The 18,541-nt window shown below is 63.6% G+C and carries 18 protein-coding genes and 1 pseudogene; 9 read left to right on the forward strand and 10 right to left on the reverse strand.

Going from position 1 to position 18,541, the window contains the following annotated elements:
• Positions 1 to 164: 164 nt before the first annotated feature.
• On the reverse strand, positions 165 to 1,655 hold the full coding sequence (locus E8E78_RS23770; RefSeq protein ID WP_049273658.1) for a YifB family Mg chelatase-like AAA ATPase: 1,491 nt from the start codon (positions 1,653 to 1,655) through the stop codon (positions 165 to 167).
• A 258-nt stretch (positions 1,656 to 1,913) separates the two neighbouring features.
• Between E8E78_RS23770 and E8E78_RS23775 the strand changes: the two genes are divergently transcribed.
• A complete protein-coding gene (locus E8E78_RS23775) occupies positions 1,914 to 3,932 on the forward strand; it encodes a DUF4034 domain-containing protein (protein WP_049273660.1) in 2,019 nt (672 codons plus the stop codon).
• Between the two features lie 98 nt (positions 3,933 to 4,030).
• On the opposite strand, the gene E8E78_RS23780 is transcribed toward E8E78_RS23775, so the two are convergent.
• Complete coding sequence (locus tag E8E78_RS23780) at positions 4,031 to 4,294, reverse strand: accessory factor UbiK family protein (RefSeq protein WP_049273661.1); 264 nt, start codon at positions 4,292 to 4,294, stop codon at positions 4,031 to 4,033.
• A 417-nt stretch (positions 4,295 to 4,711) separates the two neighbouring features.
• On the opposite strand from E8E78_RS23780, the gene glnK reads away from it, so the two are divergent.
• The 3 genes from glnK to sutA all read left to right on the forward strand — a co-directional run bounded on the left by glnK (position 4,712) and on the right by sutA (position 7,188).
• Positions 4,712 to 5,050, forward strand: coding sequence for a P-II family nitrogen regulator (glnK, locus tag E8E78_RS23785; protein ID WP_002555808.1), 339 nt, complete (start codon positions 4,712 to 4,714; stop codon positions 5,048 to 5,050).
• Positions 5,051 to 5,096: 46 nt separating this feature from the next.
• Complete coding sequence (locus E8E78_RS23790) at positions 5,097 to 6,428, forward strand: ammonium transporter (RefSeq protein ID WP_016502193.1); 1,332 nt, start codon at positions 5,097 to 5,099, stop codon at positions 6,426 to 6,428.
• A 430-nt stretch (positions 6,429 to 6,858) separates the two neighbouring features.
• A complete protein-coding gene (sutA, locus tag E8E78_RS23795; RefSeq protein ID WP_019473552.1) occupies positions 6,859 to 7,188 on the forward strand; it encodes a transcriptional regulator SutA in 330 nt (109 codons plus the stop codon).
• Between the two features lie 181 nt (positions 7,189 to 7,369).
• Here sutA and E8E78_RS23800 read toward each other — a convergent pair whose 3' ends face one another.
• The 6 genes from E8E78_RS23800 to E8E78_RS23825 are packed head-to-tail and all read right to left on the reverse strand — an operon-like array spanning position 7,370 to position 11,989.
• On the reverse strand, positions 7,370 to 8,065 hold the full coding sequence (locus E8E78_RS23800) for an HAD family hydrolase (protein ID WP_049273678.1): 696 nt from the start codon (positions 8,063 to 8,065) through the stop codon (positions 7,370 to 7,372).
• Positions 8,062 to 8,961 (reverse strand): tyrosine recombinase XerC, encoded by a 900-nt coding sequence (xerC, locus tag E8E78_RS23805; protein ID WP_016502190.1) that lies wholly within the window; start codon positions 8,959 to 8,961, stop codon positions 8,062 to 8,064. Before xerC ends, E8E78_RS23800 begins: the two co-directional genes overlap by 4 nt.
• A complete protein-coding gene (locus E8E78_RS23810) occupies positions 8,961 to 9,671 on the reverse strand; it encodes a DUF484 family protein (RefSeq protein ID WP_049273680.1) in 711 nt (236 codons plus the stop codon). Before E8E78_RS23810 ends, xerC begins: the two co-directional genes overlap by 1 nt.
• Positions 9,672 to 9,684: 13 nt before the next feature.
• Positions 9,685 to 10,515 carry a diaminopimelate epimerase gene (dapF, locus tag E8E78_RS23815; protein WP_016502188.1) on the reverse strand — a complete coding sequence of 277 codons (831 nt, stop codon included), beginning with the start codon at positions 10,513 to 10,515 and terminating at the stop codon, positions 9,685 to 9,687.
• A 4-nt stretch (positions 10,516 to 10,519) separates the two neighbouring features.
• Complete coding sequence (gene lysA / locus E8E78_RS23820) at positions 10,520 to 11,767, reverse strand: diaminopimelate decarboxylase (RefSeq protein WP_016502187.1); 1,248 nt, start codon at positions 11,765 to 11,767, stop codon at positions 10,520 to 10,522.
• A 9-nt stretch (positions 11,768 to 11,776) separates the two neighbouring features.
• Positions 11,777 to 11,989: a lipoprotein gene (locus tag E8E78_RS23825; RefSeq protein ID WP_016502186.1), complete on the reverse strand. Its 213-nt coding sequence runs from the start codon at positions 11,987 to 11,989 to the stop codon at positions 11,777 to 11,779.
• A 190-nt stretch (positions 11,990 to 12,179) separates the two neighbouring features.
• On the opposite strand from E8E78_RS23825, the gene cyaY reads away from it, so the two are divergent.
• From cyaY to rnk, 3 genes are all read left to right on the forward strand, one after another.
• Positions 12,180 to 12,512, forward strand: coding sequence for an iron donor protein CyaY (gene cyaY / locus E8E78_RS23830; RefSeq protein ID WP_016502185.1), 333 nt, complete (start codon positions 12,180 to 12,182; stop codon positions 12,510 to 12,512).
• A gap of 1 nt (position 12,513) precedes the next feature.
• Positions 12,514 to 12,738 (forward strand): DUF1289 domain-containing protein, encoded by a 225-nt coding sequence (locus tag E8E78_RS23835; protein ID WP_049273682.1) that lies wholly within the window; start codon positions 12,514 to 12,516, stop codon positions 12,736 to 12,738.
• 146 nt (positions 12,739 to 12,884) lie between these two features.
• Entirely contained in the window at positions 12,885 to 13,295 is a 411-nt protein-coding gene (gene rnk / locus E8E78_RS23840; protein WP_016502183.1) for a nucleoside diphosphate kinase regulator, read from the forward strand.
• A gap of 29 nt (positions 13,296 to 13,324) precedes the next feature.
• Here the strand turns inward: rnk and E8E78_RS23845 are convergent, their stop codons facing one another.
• Entirely contained in the window at positions 13,325 to 16,174 is a 2,850-nt protein-coding gene (locus E8E78_RS23845) for a class I adenylate cyclase (RefSeq protein ID WP_059394524.1), read from the reverse strand.
• A gap of 167 nt (positions 16,175 to 16,341) precedes the next feature.
• On the opposite strand from E8E78_RS23845, the gene E8E78_RS23850 reads away from it, so the two are divergent.
• The gene (locus tag E8E78_RS23850) at positions 16,342 to 16,794 is read left to right on the forward strand and encodes a YaiI/YqxD family protein (RefSeq protein WP_049273686.1); all 453 of its coding nucleotides are present in this window, start codon (positions 16,342 to 16,344) and stop codon (positions 16,792 to 16,794) included.
• Positions 16,795 to 16,975: 181 nt separating this feature from the next.
• On the opposite strand, the gene elbB is transcribed toward E8E78_RS23850, so the two are convergent.
• Positions 16,976 to 17,635 (reverse strand): isoprenoid biosynthesis glyoxalase ElbB, encoded by a 660-nt coding sequence (elbB, locus tag E8E78_RS23855; protein WP_049275801.1) that lies wholly within the window; start codon positions 17,633 to 17,635, stop codon positions 16,976 to 16,978.
• Between the two features lie 112 nt (positions 17,636 to 17,747).
• On the opposite strand from elbB, the pseudogene E8E78_RS23860 reads away from it, so the two are divergent.
• A pseudogene (locus E8E78_RS23860) lies at positions 17,748 to 18,374 on the forward strand (sterol desaturase family protein); the annotation flags it as partial.
• Positions 18,375 to 18,541: the final 167 nt, after the last annotated feature.

Below are 18,541 nucleotides of genomic sequence, written 5' to 3' on the forward strand. Positions count from 1 at the left end.
TTTGAACAGTTTGGCCGACGATTCTGAGGGGTGAGGTGGCGTCAGACAATCAGCTGCCCGGAAGAAACATTGTCCCGTAAAAAGGGACAGTTGCCGCGGGCCGTTGCCAATTGCAGGTTCTGCTGATGGGGCTGAAATTTCCAGGGCCGCTTTGCAGCCCTCATCTAACTGCTCCCCGGCCGGTACTGCAGGGCCTCGGCCAGGTGCGGCCGGCCAATCGCCTCACAGCCCTCCAGGTCCGCCAGCGTCCGCGCCACTTTCAATAAACGGTGCGCTGCCCGCAACGACAACGTCAACCGTTCGCAGGCCCCTTCCAGCCAGGCCTGGTCCGCCGCCGTCAATCCGCAATGGCGGCGCAACCCTTCGAGGTCGAGAAACGCATTCACACACCCTTGGCGGCGCTGCTGTACCTCCCGCGCCTGCGCCACCCTGGCTGCCACATCGGCACTGGCTTCACCACAGGGCTGGTTGTTCAGCGTGGTGCTTTCGCGGGCCACGGTCAGGTGCAGGTCGATGCGGTCCAGCAGCGGCCCGGACAGCTTGTTGCGGTACCGCGCGATCTGCTCGGTGCTGCAACGGCAGCGGCCAGTGGGGTCACCCAGGTAGCCGCAAGGGCATGGGTTCATCGCCGCCACCAGCTGAAAGCGTGCCGGAAAGCGCACCTTGTCGCGGGCGCGGGCAATCACGATCTCGCCCGATTCCAGCGGCTCGCGCAGTACCTCCAGCACACGCCGCTCGAACTCTGGCAGCTCATCGAGAAACAGCACGCCATGGTGGGCGAGGGTGATTTCGCCCGGTTGCGGACGGCTGCTGCCACCGACCAGTGCCGGGCCGGATGCGGAGTGGTGGGGGTGGCGAAAGGGTCGCTGCGGCCAGCTGTTCAGCGGTGTATGCCCGCTGACCGACTGGATGGCCGCCACCTCGAGCGCCTCGTGCTCGTCCAACGGTGGCAGCAGCCCTGGCAGGCGGCTGGCGAGCAAGGTCTTGCCGGTGCCGGGTGGCCCGGTGAATAGCAGGTTGTGCGCCCCAGCCGCCGCCAGCATCAATGCGCGTTTGGCCGCCAGCTGGCCTTGCACCTCGCTCAGGTCAGGGTAGGGACGTTGATGCAGGACCAACCCGTTGGCCGCGTAAGGCGCCAGCGGCACCTGGCCGGTCAGGTGGGCAACCAGCTCCAGCAGGTGCCCCACCGCATACACCACCAGCCCGCCGGCCAGGCTGGCTTCCTCGGCATTCTCCCGTGGAACCACCAGCGAGCGGCCCGCCTCGCGTGCCGCCAAGGCCGCCGGCAGCACGCCTTGCACCGCCCGCAATTTGCCCGACAACGCCAGTTCGCCCAGGCACTCGACCTCTGCAAGGCTGGCCGCTGGCACCTGGCCGTCGGCGGCCAGAATGCCCAGGGCAATGGCCAGGTCGTAGCGCCCGCCGTCCTTGGGCAAGTCGGCGGGGGCCAGGTTCTGGGTTATGCGCCGCTGTGGATAGTTCAGCCCGGAGTTGACGATGGCACTGCGTACCCGGTCTTTGCTCTCCTTGACCGTGGTTTCTGGCAGGCCAACCAGGGTGAGATGAGGCAGGCCGTTGGCCAGGTGGGTTTCGACGCTGACCGAGGGTGCCTGCACACCCACCTGGGCGCGGCTGTGGACGATGGCTAGGGACATGGACGCTCCGTTGTCGCTGAAAAAGGGCCGCTTCCTGCGGCTGGGTCAAGGATAGCGATGGTGGCCACGACAGGCGCAACAAGTGTGCGTCGTGGTTTTGCAGAGCAGGTTTTTTCCCTGTGTTTTCTTAAAAATCGGCAAAAAATGGATCCAATAATCTTTGCGCAGGTGCGTGGTATGGCTTAGTGTTGTTGGGCAAATGCCGTTGCCATGGGATGGCACAGCGTCTTCTTTCAAATGGACTTGAGGTATTGCGCCGTGCAAACGCTCACCCACATGCGCCAGGTCATCCGCGAACTGGTGCAGGCCAATTCATTCATTGAACTCACCTGCTTTTTCGACAGCCTTGAGGCGCAATGGCGCCAAGCCCCGCCCGGCGAGTTCCCGGCCTACCTTGTGGCCATCGAAGGGCACATGTTGGTCGACCCGCAAAGCCAGGGTGACAGGGCCCTGAGCCAAGTCATCAAAGCCTGGATTCACGCCTGCCCGAAGGCTTATCACCCACAGGTGGTAATGGGCATGCACTGCTTCCACCGGGCTTGCCAGGTGCAGGGTGCTGGCCAGCGCAACGCTGCGCGCTTGCTGGCCGTCGAGCAAATATGTGAAACCGCGACCGCGCACCTGTTGCGTGCAATGGACCGCTGCGCACAACCCGTGGCAGCGGCCATTGGCATGCTGCGTATCAGTGCGCAGCTGCGCGAGCCTGGCTGGTTGATCGAACTGTTTCAGGGGCAGCCTGCGCGGTACAGGCCCAGCGCCCATGCCGATGTGGAAGTGCAGGAAGCCGCGGCGCCATTACTGGTGAAGCATGGGTTGTTGCCCTTGGCCGAGCTGCCCCAAGCGTTGCCGGCGTGCCTCAGCAGGCGGGTCGATCACGAAAACGAAGCACCACGCTATTACTGGTTGCGCCATGCGCTGGTGGCACGCCCTGGTTGTTATGAAGCGATCCAGGCCCTCGCCGATTACCTGCTGCCCCGTTGGGGCGCCAGCTTCGATGCGTTAGACCTGTTGGCCAATGGGCCATTGTGCGAGGCGTGGGACGAAGCGTTGCGCAATGCGTTGCGCTGGATGGCCGTCGAAGACCGGCTGAAACTGCCACATAGCGAACAGTTGCAGGCTGTCGCCGACTGGCAGCAACTGTTCGATGCCTGGTTGCAGCTCCCGCTGAGGCCAAGGGAAAGCGCCGTTGTGCTGGCTTGGCGAGGCGCGCTGCGTAGCAGTGCCTTGCAAGATCATGCCGGCGGTATGCGCGATTTCGCCGCGAGCTTGGCATGTAACGCCGATCACGGTGCCATCGCTGCCATGGGCGAGCCATTTCGCTGCCTGGTCGGGCTGATACTTCGCGATGGCATGGCAGATGAACACCAACTGTTGCGCACCGCCATCGAGCGCCTGTGTGAAGGCCGCTCGCATGCTGGCGCCTGTGCAATGCGTGCTGCCGGGCATCGCTTCGGCCTGTGGGGGCTGCCACGTTCGGCCGAGCAGGCAAGGCTATGGTCGCAGGTGGCGGTAACGCGCCAGCGCGAGGGCCAGGCGCCAGGCTTCGAGGTGCTCGCTGTTGCGCGGCTGCTGTGGGCTGCCAACCGGCATGAGGTGGCGTGTTACCTGTACGAGCGCTGTGCCGAGCTGAGCTTGCCGGGGGCTGCCCTAGGCCTGTACGAGCTGCACAGCGGCGGGCTGGGCAACACCCCGGCGCACTATCTGGATGACGAGGCGGCTGAGTATTGGCTGCAGCGTGCGGTAGAGGCGGGCAGCAGGCAGGCCAAGTACAACCTCGCCTGCCTGCGCATGGATGGCGATGAGGACCTGAATGAGCGAAGTGCCATGCTGGCTGTCAGACGCCTGCTGGTCGATGCGTTGGGTAATCCGCAGACCAATGCTCGCGCGCGCTTGCATCTGGGAATGCTGTTGCGCCAGTTTGGCGAAGCGCAGGAGCGATCCGAGGCGGTTGCCTACCTGTCGAGCCTGGTCGAGCACCCGGACGCGTGGATTGCCGGGCGCGCCAGTGCCGAACTGGGGTTGGCCTGGATGCAGGGGCGCGGCACCCGCAAGCAGAGCCGTTTTGCCGCCATCGAATGGGCCAACCGTGCGGCTGCCTTGCAGCCTGGGGATTCAGCCATCGAAGACATCCAGGCCGAGATCCTCAACTCGCACAACCGGGTGAAGACCTTGGTTACCCAATGTGGTGCGACCTTGTTTCGCGGCACCTTGCATGCCAGCGAGTTGCCGCCGAAACAGGCAATCCTCGAGGCGGCCCGCATGGGGGGCTCGGCCTGACACCGTGGCACTGACCGCGATGGGCTGAACGTCGGTGACTTTGCCTTCAAAGCATTGCGTGCGCTGACTTTGGTGGCAAAAGCGCCTTGTATTGCGAGTTATTCTTGCGCGCCGGGCGTCATGCGTGCTTCCAGCTCGGCAACTTGTTTTTCCAAGGCCTCCAGGCGAGCGCGGGTGCGCGCCAGCACGACCATCTGGCTGTCGAATTCGTCACGGCTGACCAGGTCCAGCTTGCTGAAGGCACCTTGCATCAGCACCTTGAACTGGCTTTCCAGTTCTGCACGGGGCTGGGCGGTATCGCTGCTGAACAGGCGCGAGGCCTGGTCGCTCAGGGCATCGAGAAGGGCTTTGGGCGCAAGCATGGGGCTGTCCACTGAAACTGAGAAATGGCCGGCAGTGTAGCACGCACAAACCTGACGCTTGAGTGCACATTGCCCCTTGTGGGAGGGGCTTGTGGGACCGGTGACGTTTTCAATGGATTGCACATTTATCGCGCAATGCGCCCTGCCGGTGCGCACCGAAACTGTGCATGTTTTCCATGCTGGCGACTGGCCAATCCCGACCCTTTCGCATAACTCGCTGTTTTCTGGTGATTTGCCGGAACTGGCAAGGTTTCTGCAAAGACCTGTACGAGCCATGCACTGATGCAGTTCTTTGTGACCAAGCAGTGCGCACGCGGAGCCGGATGCCGACGACGCGTTACAAAGCCAACCGCTGCGCTTAGACTTGAGACGGGTTTGTTTTCCTGGGGCAAGTCCACCAAATCGGGAGAGAGTTTCATGAAGCTAGTCACAGCCATCATCAAGCCGTTCAAGCTGGACGACGTGCGCGAGTCGCTGTCGGAAATCGGCGTGCAGGGCATCACTGTTACTGAAGTCAAAGGCTTCGGCCGGCAGAAGGGCCACACCGAGCTGTATCGCGGTGCTGAATATGTGGTCGATTTTCTGCCCAAGGTGAAGATCGATGTCGCCATCGATGACAAGGACCTTGATCGGGTAATCGAAGCCATCACCAAGGCAGCCAACACCGGCAAGATCGGTGACGGCAAGATTTTCGTGGTGAATCTGGAGCAGGCGATCCGCATCCGTACCGGCGAAACCGATACCGACGCGATCTAAGCAGCAAAAAAGCCTCACCAAACCCAACGCCCCAGGAGAAAACAACATGACTCTGCGTAAGATCGCAGGGCTAGGAGCCCTATTGTCCCTCGTAATGCCCGGGCTTGCCTTGGCAGAGGAAGCTGCCCCAGCGCTGAACTCCGGCGACACCGCCTGGATGCTGACTGCAACGGCGCTGGTGCTGTTCATGACTATCCCGGGCCTGGCCCTGTTCTATGGCGGTATGGTGCGTTCCAAGAACGTGCTGTCGGTGATGATGCAGTGCTTTGCAATCACCGGCCTGATGAGCATTCTCTGGGTCGTCTACGGCTACAGCATGGCCTTCGATACCACCGGTATGGAAAAGGGCGTGCTCAACTTCAATTCCTTCGTCGGCGGCTTCTCCAAGGCCTTCCTCAGCGGCGTCACGCCCGAGAACCTGACGTCGGCCACCGCGCTGTTCCCTGAAGCGGTCTTCATCACCTTCCAGATGACCTTCGCCATCATCACCCCGGCACTGATCGTGGGTGCTTTCGCCGAGCGCATGAAGTTCTCCGCGATGCTGGTGTTCATGGGCATCTGGTTCACCCTGGTGTATGCGCCGATCGCGCACATGGTGTGGAGCGGTGACGGTGCACTGATGTGGGACTGGGGCGTACTGGACTTCGCTGGCGGCACCGTGGTGCACATCAACGCGGGTATCGCAGGCCTGGTCTGCTGCCTGGTGCTGGGCAAGCGCAAGGGCTACCCGACCACCCCGATGGCCCCGCACAACCTGGGCTATACACTGATGGGCGCCGCCATGCTGTGGATCGGCTGGTTCGGCTTCAACGCAGGCTCCGCCGCTGCCGCCAACGGCACCGCTGGCATGGCCATGCTGGTCACCCAGATCGCCACCGCTGCTGCTGCACTGGGCTGGATGTTCGCCGAGTGGATCGGTCACGGCAAACCCAGCGCACTGGGCATCGCTTCGGGCGTGGTTGCCGGCCTGGTTGCCATTACCCCGGCTGCAGGTACCGTGGGCCCGATGGGCGCCCTGGTGATCGGCTTGGCTTCGGGTGTGATCTGCTACTTCTGCGCCACCACCCTCAAGCGCAGGCTCGGCTATGACGACTCGCTGGATGCCTTCGGCGTGCACGGCATCGGCGGCATCATCGGTGCCATCCTTACCGGTGTGTTCGCAGCCCCGGCGCTGGGCGGCTTCGGTACCGTCACCGATATCGGCATGCAGGTCTGGATCCAGGCCAAGGGCGTGATCTTTACCGTGGTCTACACCGCCATCGTCACCTACGTGATCCTCAAGGTGCTGGATGTGGTGATGGGCCTGCGGGTCAACGAAGAAGAAGAGTCGGTCGGCCTCGACCTGGCTCAGCACAACGAACGCGGCTACAACCTGTAACTGCGACGCGGTAAAAACTTGCCCGGCTTGCCGGGCATTTTTTTGCCAGATTTTCAGCATTTCGCGCTTGGCAAACGGTTTATCCGTCACGTTCGCGACGTAGGTAAAAAACTTACAAGTCGTAGGGCGTTTATGGTGCTTTGCTTTTTCCACGGGCGCGCTAGAATGCGCGCCGAAGGGTGTTTGACGTGTAGTCCACACACTTCGCCAGCCTTTGCTAGGCTTGCCAATAGCGTGTGGCCAGCAGGGGCTAGATGGATTTGTCAGGTCCTGCCAGGAGCAGGGCCTGCTGGGTGCCGCCTCCCAACAGGAGCGCCGACCCATGGGCAGTGGCCTAACCCACGGCCAGTTGAATTTTCACTGGTGGCTGCCGGTCTACGGCTGCACTGGTCTATAACTAACCTGCTTTTCGCAAGTCATGAGGTAGAACATGAGCGACGACGATCTGGAAAACGACGACCTCGAAGTAGGCGATGAAGACGAGGCTGATGAAGGCCTCGAAGCGGCGGCTGACGACGGCGTTGAAGACGCTGGCGATGACGACAGCAGCCCGGCACCTGCTGCCAAGGGCAAATCCAAGGCGGCTGTCTCGGTAGACGAGATGCCGAGCATGGAAGCCAAGCAGAAGGAGCGTGATGCACTGGCCAAGGCGATGGAAGAATTCCTTTCGCGCGGTGGCAAGGTGCAGGAAGTCGAGGCCAACGTGGTCGCCGACCCGCCCAAGAAGCCGGACAACAAATACGGCAGCCGCCCTATCTGAGTGGCTGAACGCAAAAAAGCCCGCCGTCGCTGCGGGCTTTTTTTGTGCCTGTGGGTTTTGTGCTGGCTGTACTGGCCCTATCGCCGGCAAGCCAGCTCCCACAGGATCACCGAGGGCCTCAGCCTTGCGCGATCCCTGTGGGAGCTGGCTTGCCGGCGATAGGGCCGCACAGCGGCCCCTGTCAGCGCCAGCGCGAAAGGACGTCGGGCAGCTGCGAAAGGCGCTGGATCTCGGCATCTGGTGCCTGCTCACCCGTCCAGGCCTTGCCCTGGGGGTTGAACCAGACGGCCCGTAGCCCGGCGCGCTGGGCCCCTGCGATATCATCGCCGGGGTGGTCGCCGATGTGAACGGCGGCGCTGGCGTCCACCTCGCCGCGGCGCAGGGCTTCCAGGAACGGTGCCGGGTCCGGCTTGCCGATGCCGAGGTCTTCGGCGCACAGGGCAAAGCGGAAGTAGTCCGCCAGCCCCAGCCGGCTCACATCGGCATTGCCGTTGGTGACCACGCCCAGGGTGTAGTGATGGCGCAGGATCTCCAGCACCGGCTGCACCTCGGGGAAGATCTCCACCTGGTGGCGAGCATGCAGGAACACTTCAAAGCCTTCGTTGGCCAGCGCCTGCGCTTGCTTCTCGCTGTAGCCGACCTCTTCCAGGGCATGGAACAGGACCCGTCGGCGCAGGGCGCTGATGCGGTGCTTGAGGCCGGGCTCGGCCTGTACCAGGCGCTCGCGGATGGCGAACAGGTGCTCCACCGGCACGCCGCCCAGGATCGGGGCGTTGGCTTCGAGCCAGTCGCGCAGCACGACTTCAGCGCTGGCGATGACCGGCGCGGTGTCCCACAGGGTGTCGTCGAGGTCGAATGTGATCAGCTTGATGCTCATGAGTCTGTGCCTTTGCTGCGTTTGGCCCGAGGGTGGGCGCTGTCGTACACCGCGGCCAGGTGCTGGAAGTCCAGGTGGGTGTAGATCTGCGTGGTACTGATGTCGGCATGGCCGAGCATCTCTTGCACCGCCCGCAGGTCCTGGGACGATTCCAGCACATGGCTGGCGAAGGAATGGCGAAGCATGTGCGGGTGCAGGTGCTGGCCCAGCTCGCGCTCACCCGCCTTCTTCACCCGTTGCTGCACAGCCCGTGGCGTGATGCGGTTGCCCTGGCGGGTGATGAACACTGCGCGGTCACGCGGGTTGCCGATGCCGCGCAGGCGGTACCAAGCCTGCAGCGCCTCGCGGGCCTTGCGGCCAACCGGCAGGACGCGGGCCTTGCCACCCTTGCCCAGCACCTGCACCAGGCCGGCGGCGAGGTCGATGTTATCGAGGTCGAGGTTGGTCAGTTCGGACAGGCGCAGGCCAGACGAATAAAACAGTTCAAGAATGGCTTGGTCACGGCGGGCGATGAAGTCGTCGTCGACGCCGCCATCAAGCAGCTGCAGGGCGCGGTCGGTGTCCAGCACCTTGGGCAGCCGGCGCTCACCCTTGGGCGCGCTCAGGCCGGTGGCCGGGTCGTGCTGGCACAGGCCTTCGCGGTTGAGGTAGCGGTACAGGCCGCGCACCGCCGACAGCAGCCGCGCCAGGCTGCGTGAGGACTGGCCATGGTGGTGCAGGCGCGCGATCAGCTGGCGCAGCTGCTGGATCTGCAGCGCCTGCCAACCGTCAATAGCGTGTTCCTTGCAATAGGCGATGACCTTGTCCAGGTCGCGGCGGTAACCCAGCAAGGTGTGCTCCGACACCTGGCGCTCGTTGCGCAGGTGTGCGCAATAAGCCTCCAGCTGGCGTTCCATCAGCGTACCGAGCGCAGGGTCTGGGTAACGCGCGGTACAACGCGGCCGAGCACTTCGGCGATGTAGCCGAGGAACAGGGTGCCGACGCTGCTCTTGTAGTGTTGCGGGTCGCGGCTGCCGATCGCCAGTACCCCGTGCAGCCCCTGGTATTCGAGGGTGGCCACGGCGCTGGAACCCACCTCCCGGCGCTGTTCTTCACCGAACAGGAACGCCAGCTCGTGTTCACGGAGGTTGCCACTGACCGTCTTGCCGCCGCCCAGCAGTGCACCGATGGCCTGTTGCGCCTCGGCGTTGCTGACCCAGCGCCCGACCGGCGCAACGTTGTCGCCGAACAGGATGAGGCTGACGAAGGGCACCTGGAATTCCTGGCGCAGGCTGTCTTCGACCGCCATCACCACCTCTTCCAGGGTACCGGCGTCGAGCAAGTCGAGGATCAGCCGTCGGGTCTTGTCGAACAGCCGGTCGTTGTCGCGGGCCACGTCCATCAGTTGCGAAAGGCGATGGCGCATCTCGATGTTGCGGTCACGCAGCAGCTTGAGCTGGCGTTCCACCAGGGACACGCTGTCGCCACGCTGGTGCGGGATGTGCTGTTCGATCAGCAGCTCATCGTGCTCGGCGAAGAAGGTGGGGTGGGCGCGCAGGTAGGCGACCACCGCTTCGGCATCGAGCTCGGCGGACTGCTGGGGTACAACCTTGGGCTGATCGGTCATGGCGGTTACTCGCTTAGAGACGAACCTGTCCTTCGTAGACGCGCACGGCAGGGCCGGTCATCAACACGGGCTTGCCGGGGCCGGCCCATTCGATGTGCAGGCGGCCACCGGGCAGGTCGAGGGACACCGGGGAATCCATCCAGCCTTGGCTGATCGCTGCCACGGCCGCAGCGCAAGCGCCGGTGCCGCAGGCCTGGGTTTCGCCCGCGCCGCGTTCCCACACGCGCAGGTTGGCGCGGTGGCGGTCGATGACCTGGAGGAAGCCGGCATTCACCCGCTGCGGGAAGCGTGGGTGGTTTTCGATCTTCGGGCCCAGCTCATGCACGGGGGCAGTATGCACGTCGTCGACGCGCAGCACGGCATGCGGGTTCCCCATGGACACGGCGGCAATCGAATGCAGCTGGCCGTCGACTTCCAGTGGGTAGTTCAGCGCCTGCTCGTCAGCGACAAAGGGGATTTCGGCAGGAATGAACCGCGGTGGGCCCATGTCGACACTCACCTGGCCGTCGTTCTGCACGTCCAGCACGATGATGCCGCTTTTGGTTTCCACGCGAATGCGCTTTTTCGCGGTCAGGCGCTTGTCCAGCACAAAACGGGCGAAGCAGCGCGCACCGTTACCGCACTGTTCCACTTCAGAGCCGTCGGCGTTGAAGATGCGGTAGCGGAAGTCCACTTCCGGGTTGTTCGGCGCCTCGACGATCAGCAACTGGTCGAAGCCGATGCCGGTATGGCGGTCACCCCATTGCTTGGCGTGCTTTGGCTGGATATGCGCGTGCTGGCTGACCAGGTCGAGGACCATGAAGTCGTTGCCCAGGCCGTGCATCTTGGTAAAACGCAGCAGCATGGGCTTACTCCGGCAGCAGGCTTTCGCCAGCGTACAGTTCGGCGATGGTCTCGCGGCGGCGTACTTCGAACGCCTGGTCGCCGTCGACCAGGATTTCAGCGCAACGGCCACGGGTGTTGTAGTTGGAACTCATGACAAAACCATAGGCGCCCGCGGACTGCACGGCCAGCAGGTCGCCTTCGGCCAGGTTCAACACGCGGTCCTTGCCGAGGAAGTCGCCGGTCTCGCAGATTGGGCCGACCAGGTCGTAGGCACGCCCTTCGCCTTCGCGTGGGATGACCGCGCTGACACCCATCCAGGCCTGGTAAAGGGCCGGGCGAATCAGGTCGTTCATTGCCGCATCAATGATGGCGAAGTCTTTGTGTTCTGTGTGCTTGAGGTATTCCACGCGGGTCAGCAACACGCCGGCGTTGGCCACGATGTAGCGGCCCGGCTCGAACACCAGGGCCAGGTCGCGCTTGCCTACGCGTTCGCGAATAGCCTTGATGTAGTCGGCCACCAGCGGTGGCTCTTCGTCGCGGTAGCGCACGCCAACGCCGCCACCCAGGTCCAGGTGGCGCAGGTGGATGCCGCAGTCGGCGAGGCGATCGACCAGGTCCAGCAGGCGGTCGAGGGCATCGAGGAACGGCTCCACGGTGGTCAGCTGCGAGCCGATGTGGCAGTCGACGCCGACCACTTCCAGGTTCGGAAGCTGCGCGGCACGCACGTAGATGGCCTCGGCGTCGGCGATGGCAATACCGAACTTGTTTTCTTTAAGGCCCGTGGAGATGTACGGGTGGGTGCCGGCGTCTACATCCGGGTTTACCCGCAGCGACACCGGGGCGACCTTGCCCATTTCGGCGGCCACGACTTGCAGGCGCTCCAGCTCGTCGGTGGATTCGACGTTGAAGCAGTGCACGCCCACTTCCAGGGCGCGGCGCATGTCTTCGCGGGTTTTGCCGACGCCGGAGAACACCACGCGGTCGGCGCGCCCGCCAGCAGCCAGCACGCGCTCCAGCTCACCGCCAGAGACAATGTCGAAGCCTGCGCCCAGGCGTGCCAGCACGTTCAGCACGCCGAGGTTGGAGTTGGCCTTGACCGCGAAGCACACCAGGTGCTCGGCGCCTTGCAGGGCGTCGGTGTAGCTGCGGTACTGGGCCTCGATGTGGGCGCGCGAATACACGTAGGTGGGGGTGCCGAAACGTTCGGCGACGGCCGACAGGGCCACCCCTTCCGCGAACAGCTGGCCGTCGCGGTAGTTGAAAGCGTTCATCTGGTTTCCTTACTGCGCAGGCGACTGCTCGGGCTCGGACTGCAGCTCGGGCTGCTGCGCTGGCGCCGGGGCCGGCTTGGCTTTTGGCTGGTGCTGGTGCGACTTGTGCGCTTTGCCGTTATCGCCGTCTTCAGGCAGATACAGCGGGCCTTTCTGGCCGCAGGCCGAAACGAGGCAGGCAACAGCGACCAGCGCCGCGAAGGAGGAAATCAGGCGCTTCATGGGTGAAATCCTTAGAAAAATGCAGTATTGCGCCCGAGTATACCGAGCGACCGGCGGCTTGCCTATGCAAGGGCCGGTCCGCCGGGCGGGCTATTCTTACCGCCTTCAATGGCTAATCTTTGCATTCGGCGCCAAGCGCCCGTATCTTGCCCGGCTTGCCTGTAAAGCAGCCAATTTCGAGGTTCCTGCAATGAGTTTGAGTGAAGCGCGTTTCCATGATCTGGTCGACGCGACCCAACAGGCCCTGGAAGACCTGTTCGACGAGAGCGGCATGGACCTGGACATGGAGAACTCCGCCGGGGTCCTCACCGTCAAGTTCGAAGGTGGCGCCCAGCTGATCTTCAGCCGCCAGGAACCGCTGCGCCAGCTGTGGCTGGCCGACCGTTCCGGTGGCTTCCACTTCGACTACGACGAAGAAAGCGGCAAGTGGGTGTGCGAGAAGAGCGAAGAGCTGCTGGGCGAAATGCTCGAGCGCATCGTCTGGGAGCGGGCCGGCGAGAAGCTGGACTTCGACGAGATCTGACATGAGTAGCGCCCCGGCCCGGCCACCCAAGCCGCTCTACAGCAACGTCAGCCCCGCCGTGCCATCGCCGTGCATCAGCGTTTGCCGGCTGGACGAACAGCGGGTGTGCACCGGCTGCCAGCGGCATGTGGAGCACATTCGCGAATGGCGTTCCGCCGATGACGCACGGCGTCGGCAAATCTGCCGCGAGGCACAGCTCCTGCGCGACCAGGCTAAGGCACACTGAGAGCAGGGGCTTGAGTATTTGCCCGGCTGTGGTAGTGTCGAGTTCTGCGTCGGTGACGCCAAAGCATTCACAAACCCCGCCCTTGGGCGGGGTTTTGCTTTATCTGCCCGACGAAAATCGCCTGTTCAAAGGAGTCTGACTGGATCATGAGCACCAAGCCTTCCCTCATCCTCACCCGATTGGACGTACAGCGTCTGGAGCGTCTTATCGACAGCCTCGACGAGAGTACGCCGGGTGTGCTCGCCCTGCAGGACGAGCTGGACCGCGCCGAGCAGGTGGTCGGTCACGAGGACGTGCCAGCGGGCGTGGTGACCATGAACTCGCGCGTGCACTGCCGTGAGGAAGCCAGCGGCAAGGACTACCACCTGACGTTGGTCTATCCGAAGGACGCAGGGCCGGAAGGCAATGTCTCGGTCCTGGCACCGATCGGCTGCGCTTTGCTGGGGCTGTCGGTGGGCGAGCAGATCGACTGGCCGGCACCGGGTGGCAAGACCCTCAAGCTGAAGCTGCTGGAAGTGGAGTACCAGCCCGAAGCGGCGGGCGATTACGACCTGTAAGGGCAAGGGGGCCGCGCAGCGGCCCCCGATCATTCACTTAGCACCTGCTCCAACCCCTCATTCAACGCCTGCTCCAGCACCCGCTTGTAGCTCAGGTACACCTGCGTCGCGCCCAGCCGGTCATCCAGCAGCTCGGACAAATCCAGGTCGGTGATGTAGCACCGGTATTGTCCGGCACCGCGGCGTTGCCCGATGATCTGCCTGGCCACCACTGCATACAGCTGACCACCATGCTCCAGCTCGGAAAACTCTTGCTGGTCGCAGTACAGCGTCACATGTGCCGCACCCGCCACTCCGGCCTGGATGATGGCCTGCACCTCATAGTAAGGCTGGCCGCTGCCTTCGACCGGAGCCTGGCGCGCCTCGATGCTGCGCGCCTTGCCAGCGCCGGAAGGCAACAGTTGCGCGTAGTGGATGTCCAGCGAGGCAGCGCGCTGGGTATCCAGCGGCAGCCGGGCATCACGGCGCATCACCACTGATCGCAGGAAGCGTTGCAGTGGCAGCAGCAGGTGCGCTTCGTCATGCAGGGGAAGGCGCTGCTGCCACAGGGCATTGTATTCATCCAGCACATACAACTCGGCCCAGCCACCCTGCAGGCGGTAGAACACCTGGATGCAAGCCGGGCGGCCCTGTTCCAGCACCAGGCGCAAGTCGTGGTCCAGCAGTGCGTTGCTATCCAGGTACAGCGGGCTGTAGGCGCTACGCTCCTCGCCCAGGTGGGCCAGCAGGGCTTCGTGCTCGGCCAGGGTGGCCAGGCCGACATGCCCGGCCAACAGCTCCAGCACATGGGTGTGTTGGGCCACCTGTAGCAGGTAGCGGTGGTTCAAGCCTTGGTCCAGCAGCAGTTGCACCGTGTCGAAAATTTCCTCCACGCGCTGGCCGATGGCCTGCGCGCGGCTCTGGCAAAAACAGCGCACCCGTACCCGTGGCCGGTGGCCGCGCAGCACCGGGCTGTTGAGGAAGTCCCGCAGGCAGCGCACCAGCGCGTGCTCACCGTCGTAGCGCTGGACCAGCACTTCGTTCCAGCTGTTCAGGGTGACCTGGTCCAGGGTCAGCACCAGGTTTTCGCGCACGCCTGCGTAGCTCAACGAATCGGTACGCTCGGTGGTCATCAGGATGTTCAGGTCGCGGTGATGGCGCAGCGGGTCGATGGCGACATTGACCAGCAACAGCACCTCGTCGGCAACGCTGGGCTGCAGCAGGCGCACTTCGCTGACGATCGGCAAGGGCAGGGGAATGCTTTGCTGCAGGCAACCCATCAGGTTGAACAGCTCGAACTCGCTGAGGTCGCTGACGCCCGGGTGCAGCGCCAGGCGCGTGCTGCTGTCGATCACGCCGTTGCGGTGGGCCCAGGCCAGCAGTTCAAGCAGCTCGCGGCAGCGTTTGATCGGGCTGAAGTGCTCCACCTCGTGGGTACTCAGGTTGCCGCTGTACAGCTCCCAGTGGTAGCTGCCGGGCTCCTTGCGGTTGGGCGCCTGGACCAGGGTCAGGGTGCCTTCGGCCAGGTCCGGGGCGATGCCGGGGTTGATCACCTCGACCTTGCCGGCGCGGCGCTCGAAGGCCGCATACAGGCGCCGGCCCAGCACATTGAGGTCGCGCTGGTCGGCGCGGCTGCTGGCGTTCTGGGTGCTGGCAAACTGGCTGAGGAAGCGGTAGCTATGGTTCAGCTCAGCCACCAGTTCGCGGCGCTCGACAGCGACTTGCTGCACTTTCCATTGGCTGCGGCTATCCAGCAGGGCCAGCTGACGCTCGTCCCAGCCCCACTCGTCTGCCAGGCGCTGCAACAGCCGGCGCTGCCAGCCATTGGCGCGGCCCTGGTCGCTGAGCTTCTTGTTCACCTTCAGGTACAGGCTGCGCCTTACCAGTTCCAGACGCGCGGGCTCGCCACGTTGCAGCAGGTAACGTTCGATGCGTCGGTACACCATCACATACGGGTCCAGCTCGTCGAGGTCGAGCTGGTTGGCGAACACCGCCTGCTTGTAATCCAGGCTCAGGCAGCGGACGGCCGGGTGTTCACTGGCGTAGGTCTCGGTCAGCAACTGCTTGAGCAGCGATTTGTAGGGCGAATCGATGCCCTTGAACAGTTGCCACAGGCCGGCACCGACGAACTCGCCGGGCGGGATGTGCGCCAGGTTGCCGAGGTCGAGTGCATCCTGGCTGCGGATGAAACGCTTGGTCAGCAGGGTCTGCGTGTAGGCGCGGTAATTGTGCTCCTGGTAGACGGGTACCAGCCACCACAGGGGTGTGCGCCCTGCCAGCCAGAGGGTGGTGCGGTAGAACTCGTCCAGGAGCAGGTAGTGCTGGGTGGTACCGCAGTCGTCGGAGCCCAGTTGGCCGTCGCGTTGGCCCTGGGCAAAGCCTTGCGTGTCGATCAGGAAGAAATGCGCCTCGGCGCCCAGGCTTGCCGCCCAATCCTCTAGCAATTGGCACTTGCGGCGCAGTTCTCCCAGCAAGTGCTCGGGCAAGCCGGGCGCATGGCACACCCACAGGTCCATGTCGCTGTGCTCGGCCTGGGCCAGTGAGCCCAGGCTGCCCATCAGGTAGAGGCCATGGATCGGCCGTGGCGGGTTGCCATGGCGGGCCTTGTAGGTGAACGAGCGGGCTAGGCGCTGGGCCTCGACCACCAGCTCGGCACCTGGCTCGTAGCCCGACACGCCAGCCGGTGTGCTACCCGAGACGTAGCCCGGCAACAGCGGATGGTTCACGTGAAACAGCAGCGGCAGTAGCGTCAGTACCTGTTGCTGGCGTGTCGACAGGCCTTCCATTGCCCGTTGCAGCCTCCCCTGGTTCAGCTGCAGGAAACGCGCACGCAATGTCGCCAGGACCTTGCGATCGATGCCTTCGTCCAGGTCAGGGCGGATTTCGTGAGGGTGGTTCATTGTGCGCTCGGGCAGGCCAGTAAAGCTGTGGCGAGTGTAGCCTGAGTGGTGGGGCCGGATAAGCGCTAATTGGGATTTTTGGCGCCATTTTTCCAGCGCGCGCCTGCTCCAGCTTTTGCTGCGCTTCAGGCATGATGGGCGCACTGATTTCATGTAGAGAAATTCCGATGCGTGTATGGATCGATGCCGACGCCTGCCCCAAGGCGGCCAAGGATCTGATCGTCAAGTTCGCCCTCAAGCGCAAGTTCGAAGTGGTGATGGTGGCGGGCCAGGCCGTGGCCAAACCAGCGTTCGCGATCGTGCGCCTGATCGTGGTACCCAGCGGCATGGACGCAGCCGACGACTACCTGGTCGAACACGCTGTGCCGGGCGAGCTGGTGATCTGCAGTGATGTGCCGCTGGCTGACCGCCTGGTGAAAAAGGGTGTGACCGTGCTGGACCCGCGCGGGCGCGAATTCGACGAGCGCAACATGGGTGACCGCCTGGCGGCGCGCAACCTGTTCACCGAGCTGCGTGAGCAGGGCCAGGTGGGGGGAGGGCAGGCGGCTTATGGTGAACGTGAAAAGCAGGCGTTTGCCAATGCGCTGGACCGGATCATTGCCCGGCTTTGCAAAGCCTGAATACAGTTCGGGGCATCGGCTATTTCGCTGACCTGTGGGAGCGGGTTTACCCGCGAAGCAGGCAGCGCGGTGCATGGCACCGGCTTCGCCGGTGTTCGCGGCTAAAGCCGCTCCCACAGGGATTGCGCCAGCTTCTAGAGTGTTAGCAAGGCTGCCCCGCAGGGCCGCGCATGCTTGGGGCTTACTCGTGTGTGAGTTCCAGCACCCGGTCCACCAGCTTGTAGATCCCGCCCGCCGCTTCGCTGATCGACTTGGCTTCCATGTAAGCCGGGGTAGTCACAAGCTTGCGCTGGGTGTCTTCGACAATGTCGTGTACATCGCACTCCTCATGGGTGCCGCCCATCTTCTCGACAGCCGCCGCAGTACCGGCGTCGCTACCGATGGTGCAGACCACGCCCGGCCCGTAGATTTTTGCGGCCAGTGCCGGCGAAATGCAAATCAGGCCAACCGGCTTGCAGGCGTCGGCAAAGGCTTCGGCCAGCTCCAGCACGTCCGGGTTGACGCTGCAGTTGGCGCCTTCCACGGCGAAGTTGGACAGGTTTTTCGCCGCCCCGAACCCCCCCGGCACGATCAGCGCATCGAATTCCTCGGCCTTGGCTTCGCGGATGTCCTTGACCTCGCCACGGGCAATGCGCGCCGACTCCACCAGCACATTGCGCGACTCGGGCATTTGCTCGCCGGTCAGATGGTTGATGACATGCATCTGCGCAATGTTCGGCGCGAAGCACTGCACCTGCGCACCGCGCTGGTCGAGGCGCAGCAGGGTGATCACGCTTTCGTGGATTTCGGCGCCGTCATACACGCCACAGCCGGAAAGAATCACCGCTACTTTTTTTGTCATGCTCATTACTCCAGTGTCGAGGCGCTAAATGTCCTCTAGTTTGGCAGATGTCGCCATAGGGGTTGCCGCAGGCGCGGCCTAATCTTGATGGATACCGCCTGAGGCCGTACCCATGGACCTGATATTGCTGGCCGTGCCGTTCTTCTTCGTGCTCATCGCCGTGGAGCTGGTGGCCGACCGTGTGCGTGGCCAGCGCAACTTTACCTTGGCCGATTCGATCAACAGCCTGAGTACCGGCGTGCTGTCGACCAGCACCGGGTTGCTGACCAAAGGCGCGGGGCTGGTGACCTATGCCCTGGCGTTCGAGCACCTGGCACTTTTGCGCCTGCCGCCCGAAGCCTGGTGGGTATGGCTGCTGGCCTTTGTCCTGTACGACTTCTGCTACTACTGGCTGCACCGACTGGGCCATGAACGCAACGTGCTGTGGGCCGCGCATTCGGTGCATCACCAGAGCGAGGAATACAACCTCACCACCGCGTTGCGCCAGACCAGTAGCGGGTTCATCTTCTCGTGGATCTTCTACCTGCCGCTGGCACTGCTGGGCGTGCCGCCACTGGTGTTCATCACCGTGGCATCGCTCAACCTGCTGTACCAGTTCTGGGTGCATACCCGGCACATTCCCAAGCTTGGCTGGCTTGAGTGGGTGTTGATTACGCCATCCAACCATCGCGTCCACCATGCGCAAAACCCTGTTTACTTGGATCGCAACTACGGCGGTGTGTTCATTCTCTGGGACCGTCTGTTTGGCACCTTCAAAGAGGAGGACCCGGCCGAGCCTGTGGTGTTCGGGGTAACCACGCCGCTGGCCAGCTGGAACCCGCTGTGGGCCAACCTGCAGTTCTATGCCCAGCTCTGGCATGACGCCCGGCACACTGCCAGCCTGCGGGACAAGTTGCGCATCTGGTT

The sequence above is a fragment of the Pseudomonas sp. BN505 genome (assembly GCF_029873175.1).
In the GTDB taxonomy this organism is placed as follows: Bacteria; Pseudomonadota; Gammaproteobacteria; order Pseudomonadales; family Pseudomonadaceae; genus Aquipseudomonas; species Aquipseudomonas putida.

Bases quoted from the DNA above. Each gene is read 5' to 3' on its own strand.
- E8E78_RS23770 (WP_049273658.1), bottom strand. From the start codon at position 1,655: ATGTCCCTAGCCATCGTCCACAGCCGCGCCCAGGTGGGTGTGCAGGCA.
- E8E78_RS23780 (WP_049273661.1), bottom strand. From the start codon at position 4,294: ATGCTTGCGCCCAAAGCCCTTCTCGATGCCCTGAGCGACCAGGCCTCG.
- glnK (WP_002555808.1), top strand. From the start codon at position 4,712: ATGAAGCTAGTCACAGCCATCATCAAGCCGTTCAAGCTGGACGACGTG.
- E8E78_RS23790 (WP_016502193.1), top strand. From the start codon at position 5,097: ATGACTCTGCGTAAGATCGCAGGGCTAGGAGCCCTATTGTCCCTCGTA.
- sutA (WP_019473552.1), top strand. From the start codon at position 6,859: ATGAGCGACGACGATCTGGAAAACGACGACCTCGAAGTAGGCGATGAA.
- E8E78_RS23800 (WP_049273678.1), bottom strand. From the start codon at position 8,065: ATGAGCATCAAGCTGATCACATTCGACCTCGACGACACCCTGTGGGAC.
- xerC (WP_016502190.1), bottom strand. From the start codon at position 8,961: ATGGAACGCCAGCTGGAGGCTTATTGCGCACACCTGCGCAACGAGCGC.
- E8E78_RS23810 (WP_049273680.1), bottom strand. From the start codon at position 9,671: ATGACCGATCAGCCCAAGGTTGTACCCCAGCAGTCCGCCGAGCTCGAT.
- dapF (WP_016502188.1), bottom strand. From the start codon at position 10,515: ATGCTGCTGCGTTTTACCAAGATGCACGGCCTGGGCAACGACTTCATG.
- lysA (WP_016502187.1), bottom strand. From the start codon at position 11,767: ATGAACGCTTTCAACTACCGCGACGGCCAGCTGTTCGCGGAAGGGGTG.
- E8E78_RS23825 (WP_016502186.1), bottom strand. From the start codon at position 11,989: ATGAAGCGCCTGATTTCCTCCTTCGCGGCGCTGGTCGCTGTTGCCTGC.
- cyaY (WP_016502185.1), top strand. From the start codon at position 12,180: ATGAGTTTGAGTGAAGCGCGTTTCCATGATCTGGTCGACGCGACCCAA.
- E8E78_RS23835 (WP_049273682.1), top strand. From the start codon at position 12,514: ATGAGTAGCGCCCCGGCCCGGCCACCCAAGCCGCTCTACAGCAACGTC.
- rnk (WP_016502183.1), top strand. From the start codon at position 12,885: ATGAGCACCAAGCCTTCCCTCATCCTCACCCGATTGGACGTACAGCGT.
- E8E78_RS23845 (WP_059394524.1), bottom strand. From the start codon at position 16,174: ATGAACCACCCTCACGAAATCCGCCCTGACCTGGACGAAGGCATCGAT.
- E8E78_RS23850 (WP_049273686.1), top strand. From the start codon at position 16,342: ATGCGTGTATGGATCGATGCCGACGCCTGCCCCAAGGCGGCCAAGGAT.
- elbB (WP_049275801.1), bottom strand. From the start codon at position 17,635: ATGACAAAAAAAGTAGCGGTGATTCTTTCCGGCTGTGGCGTGTATGAC.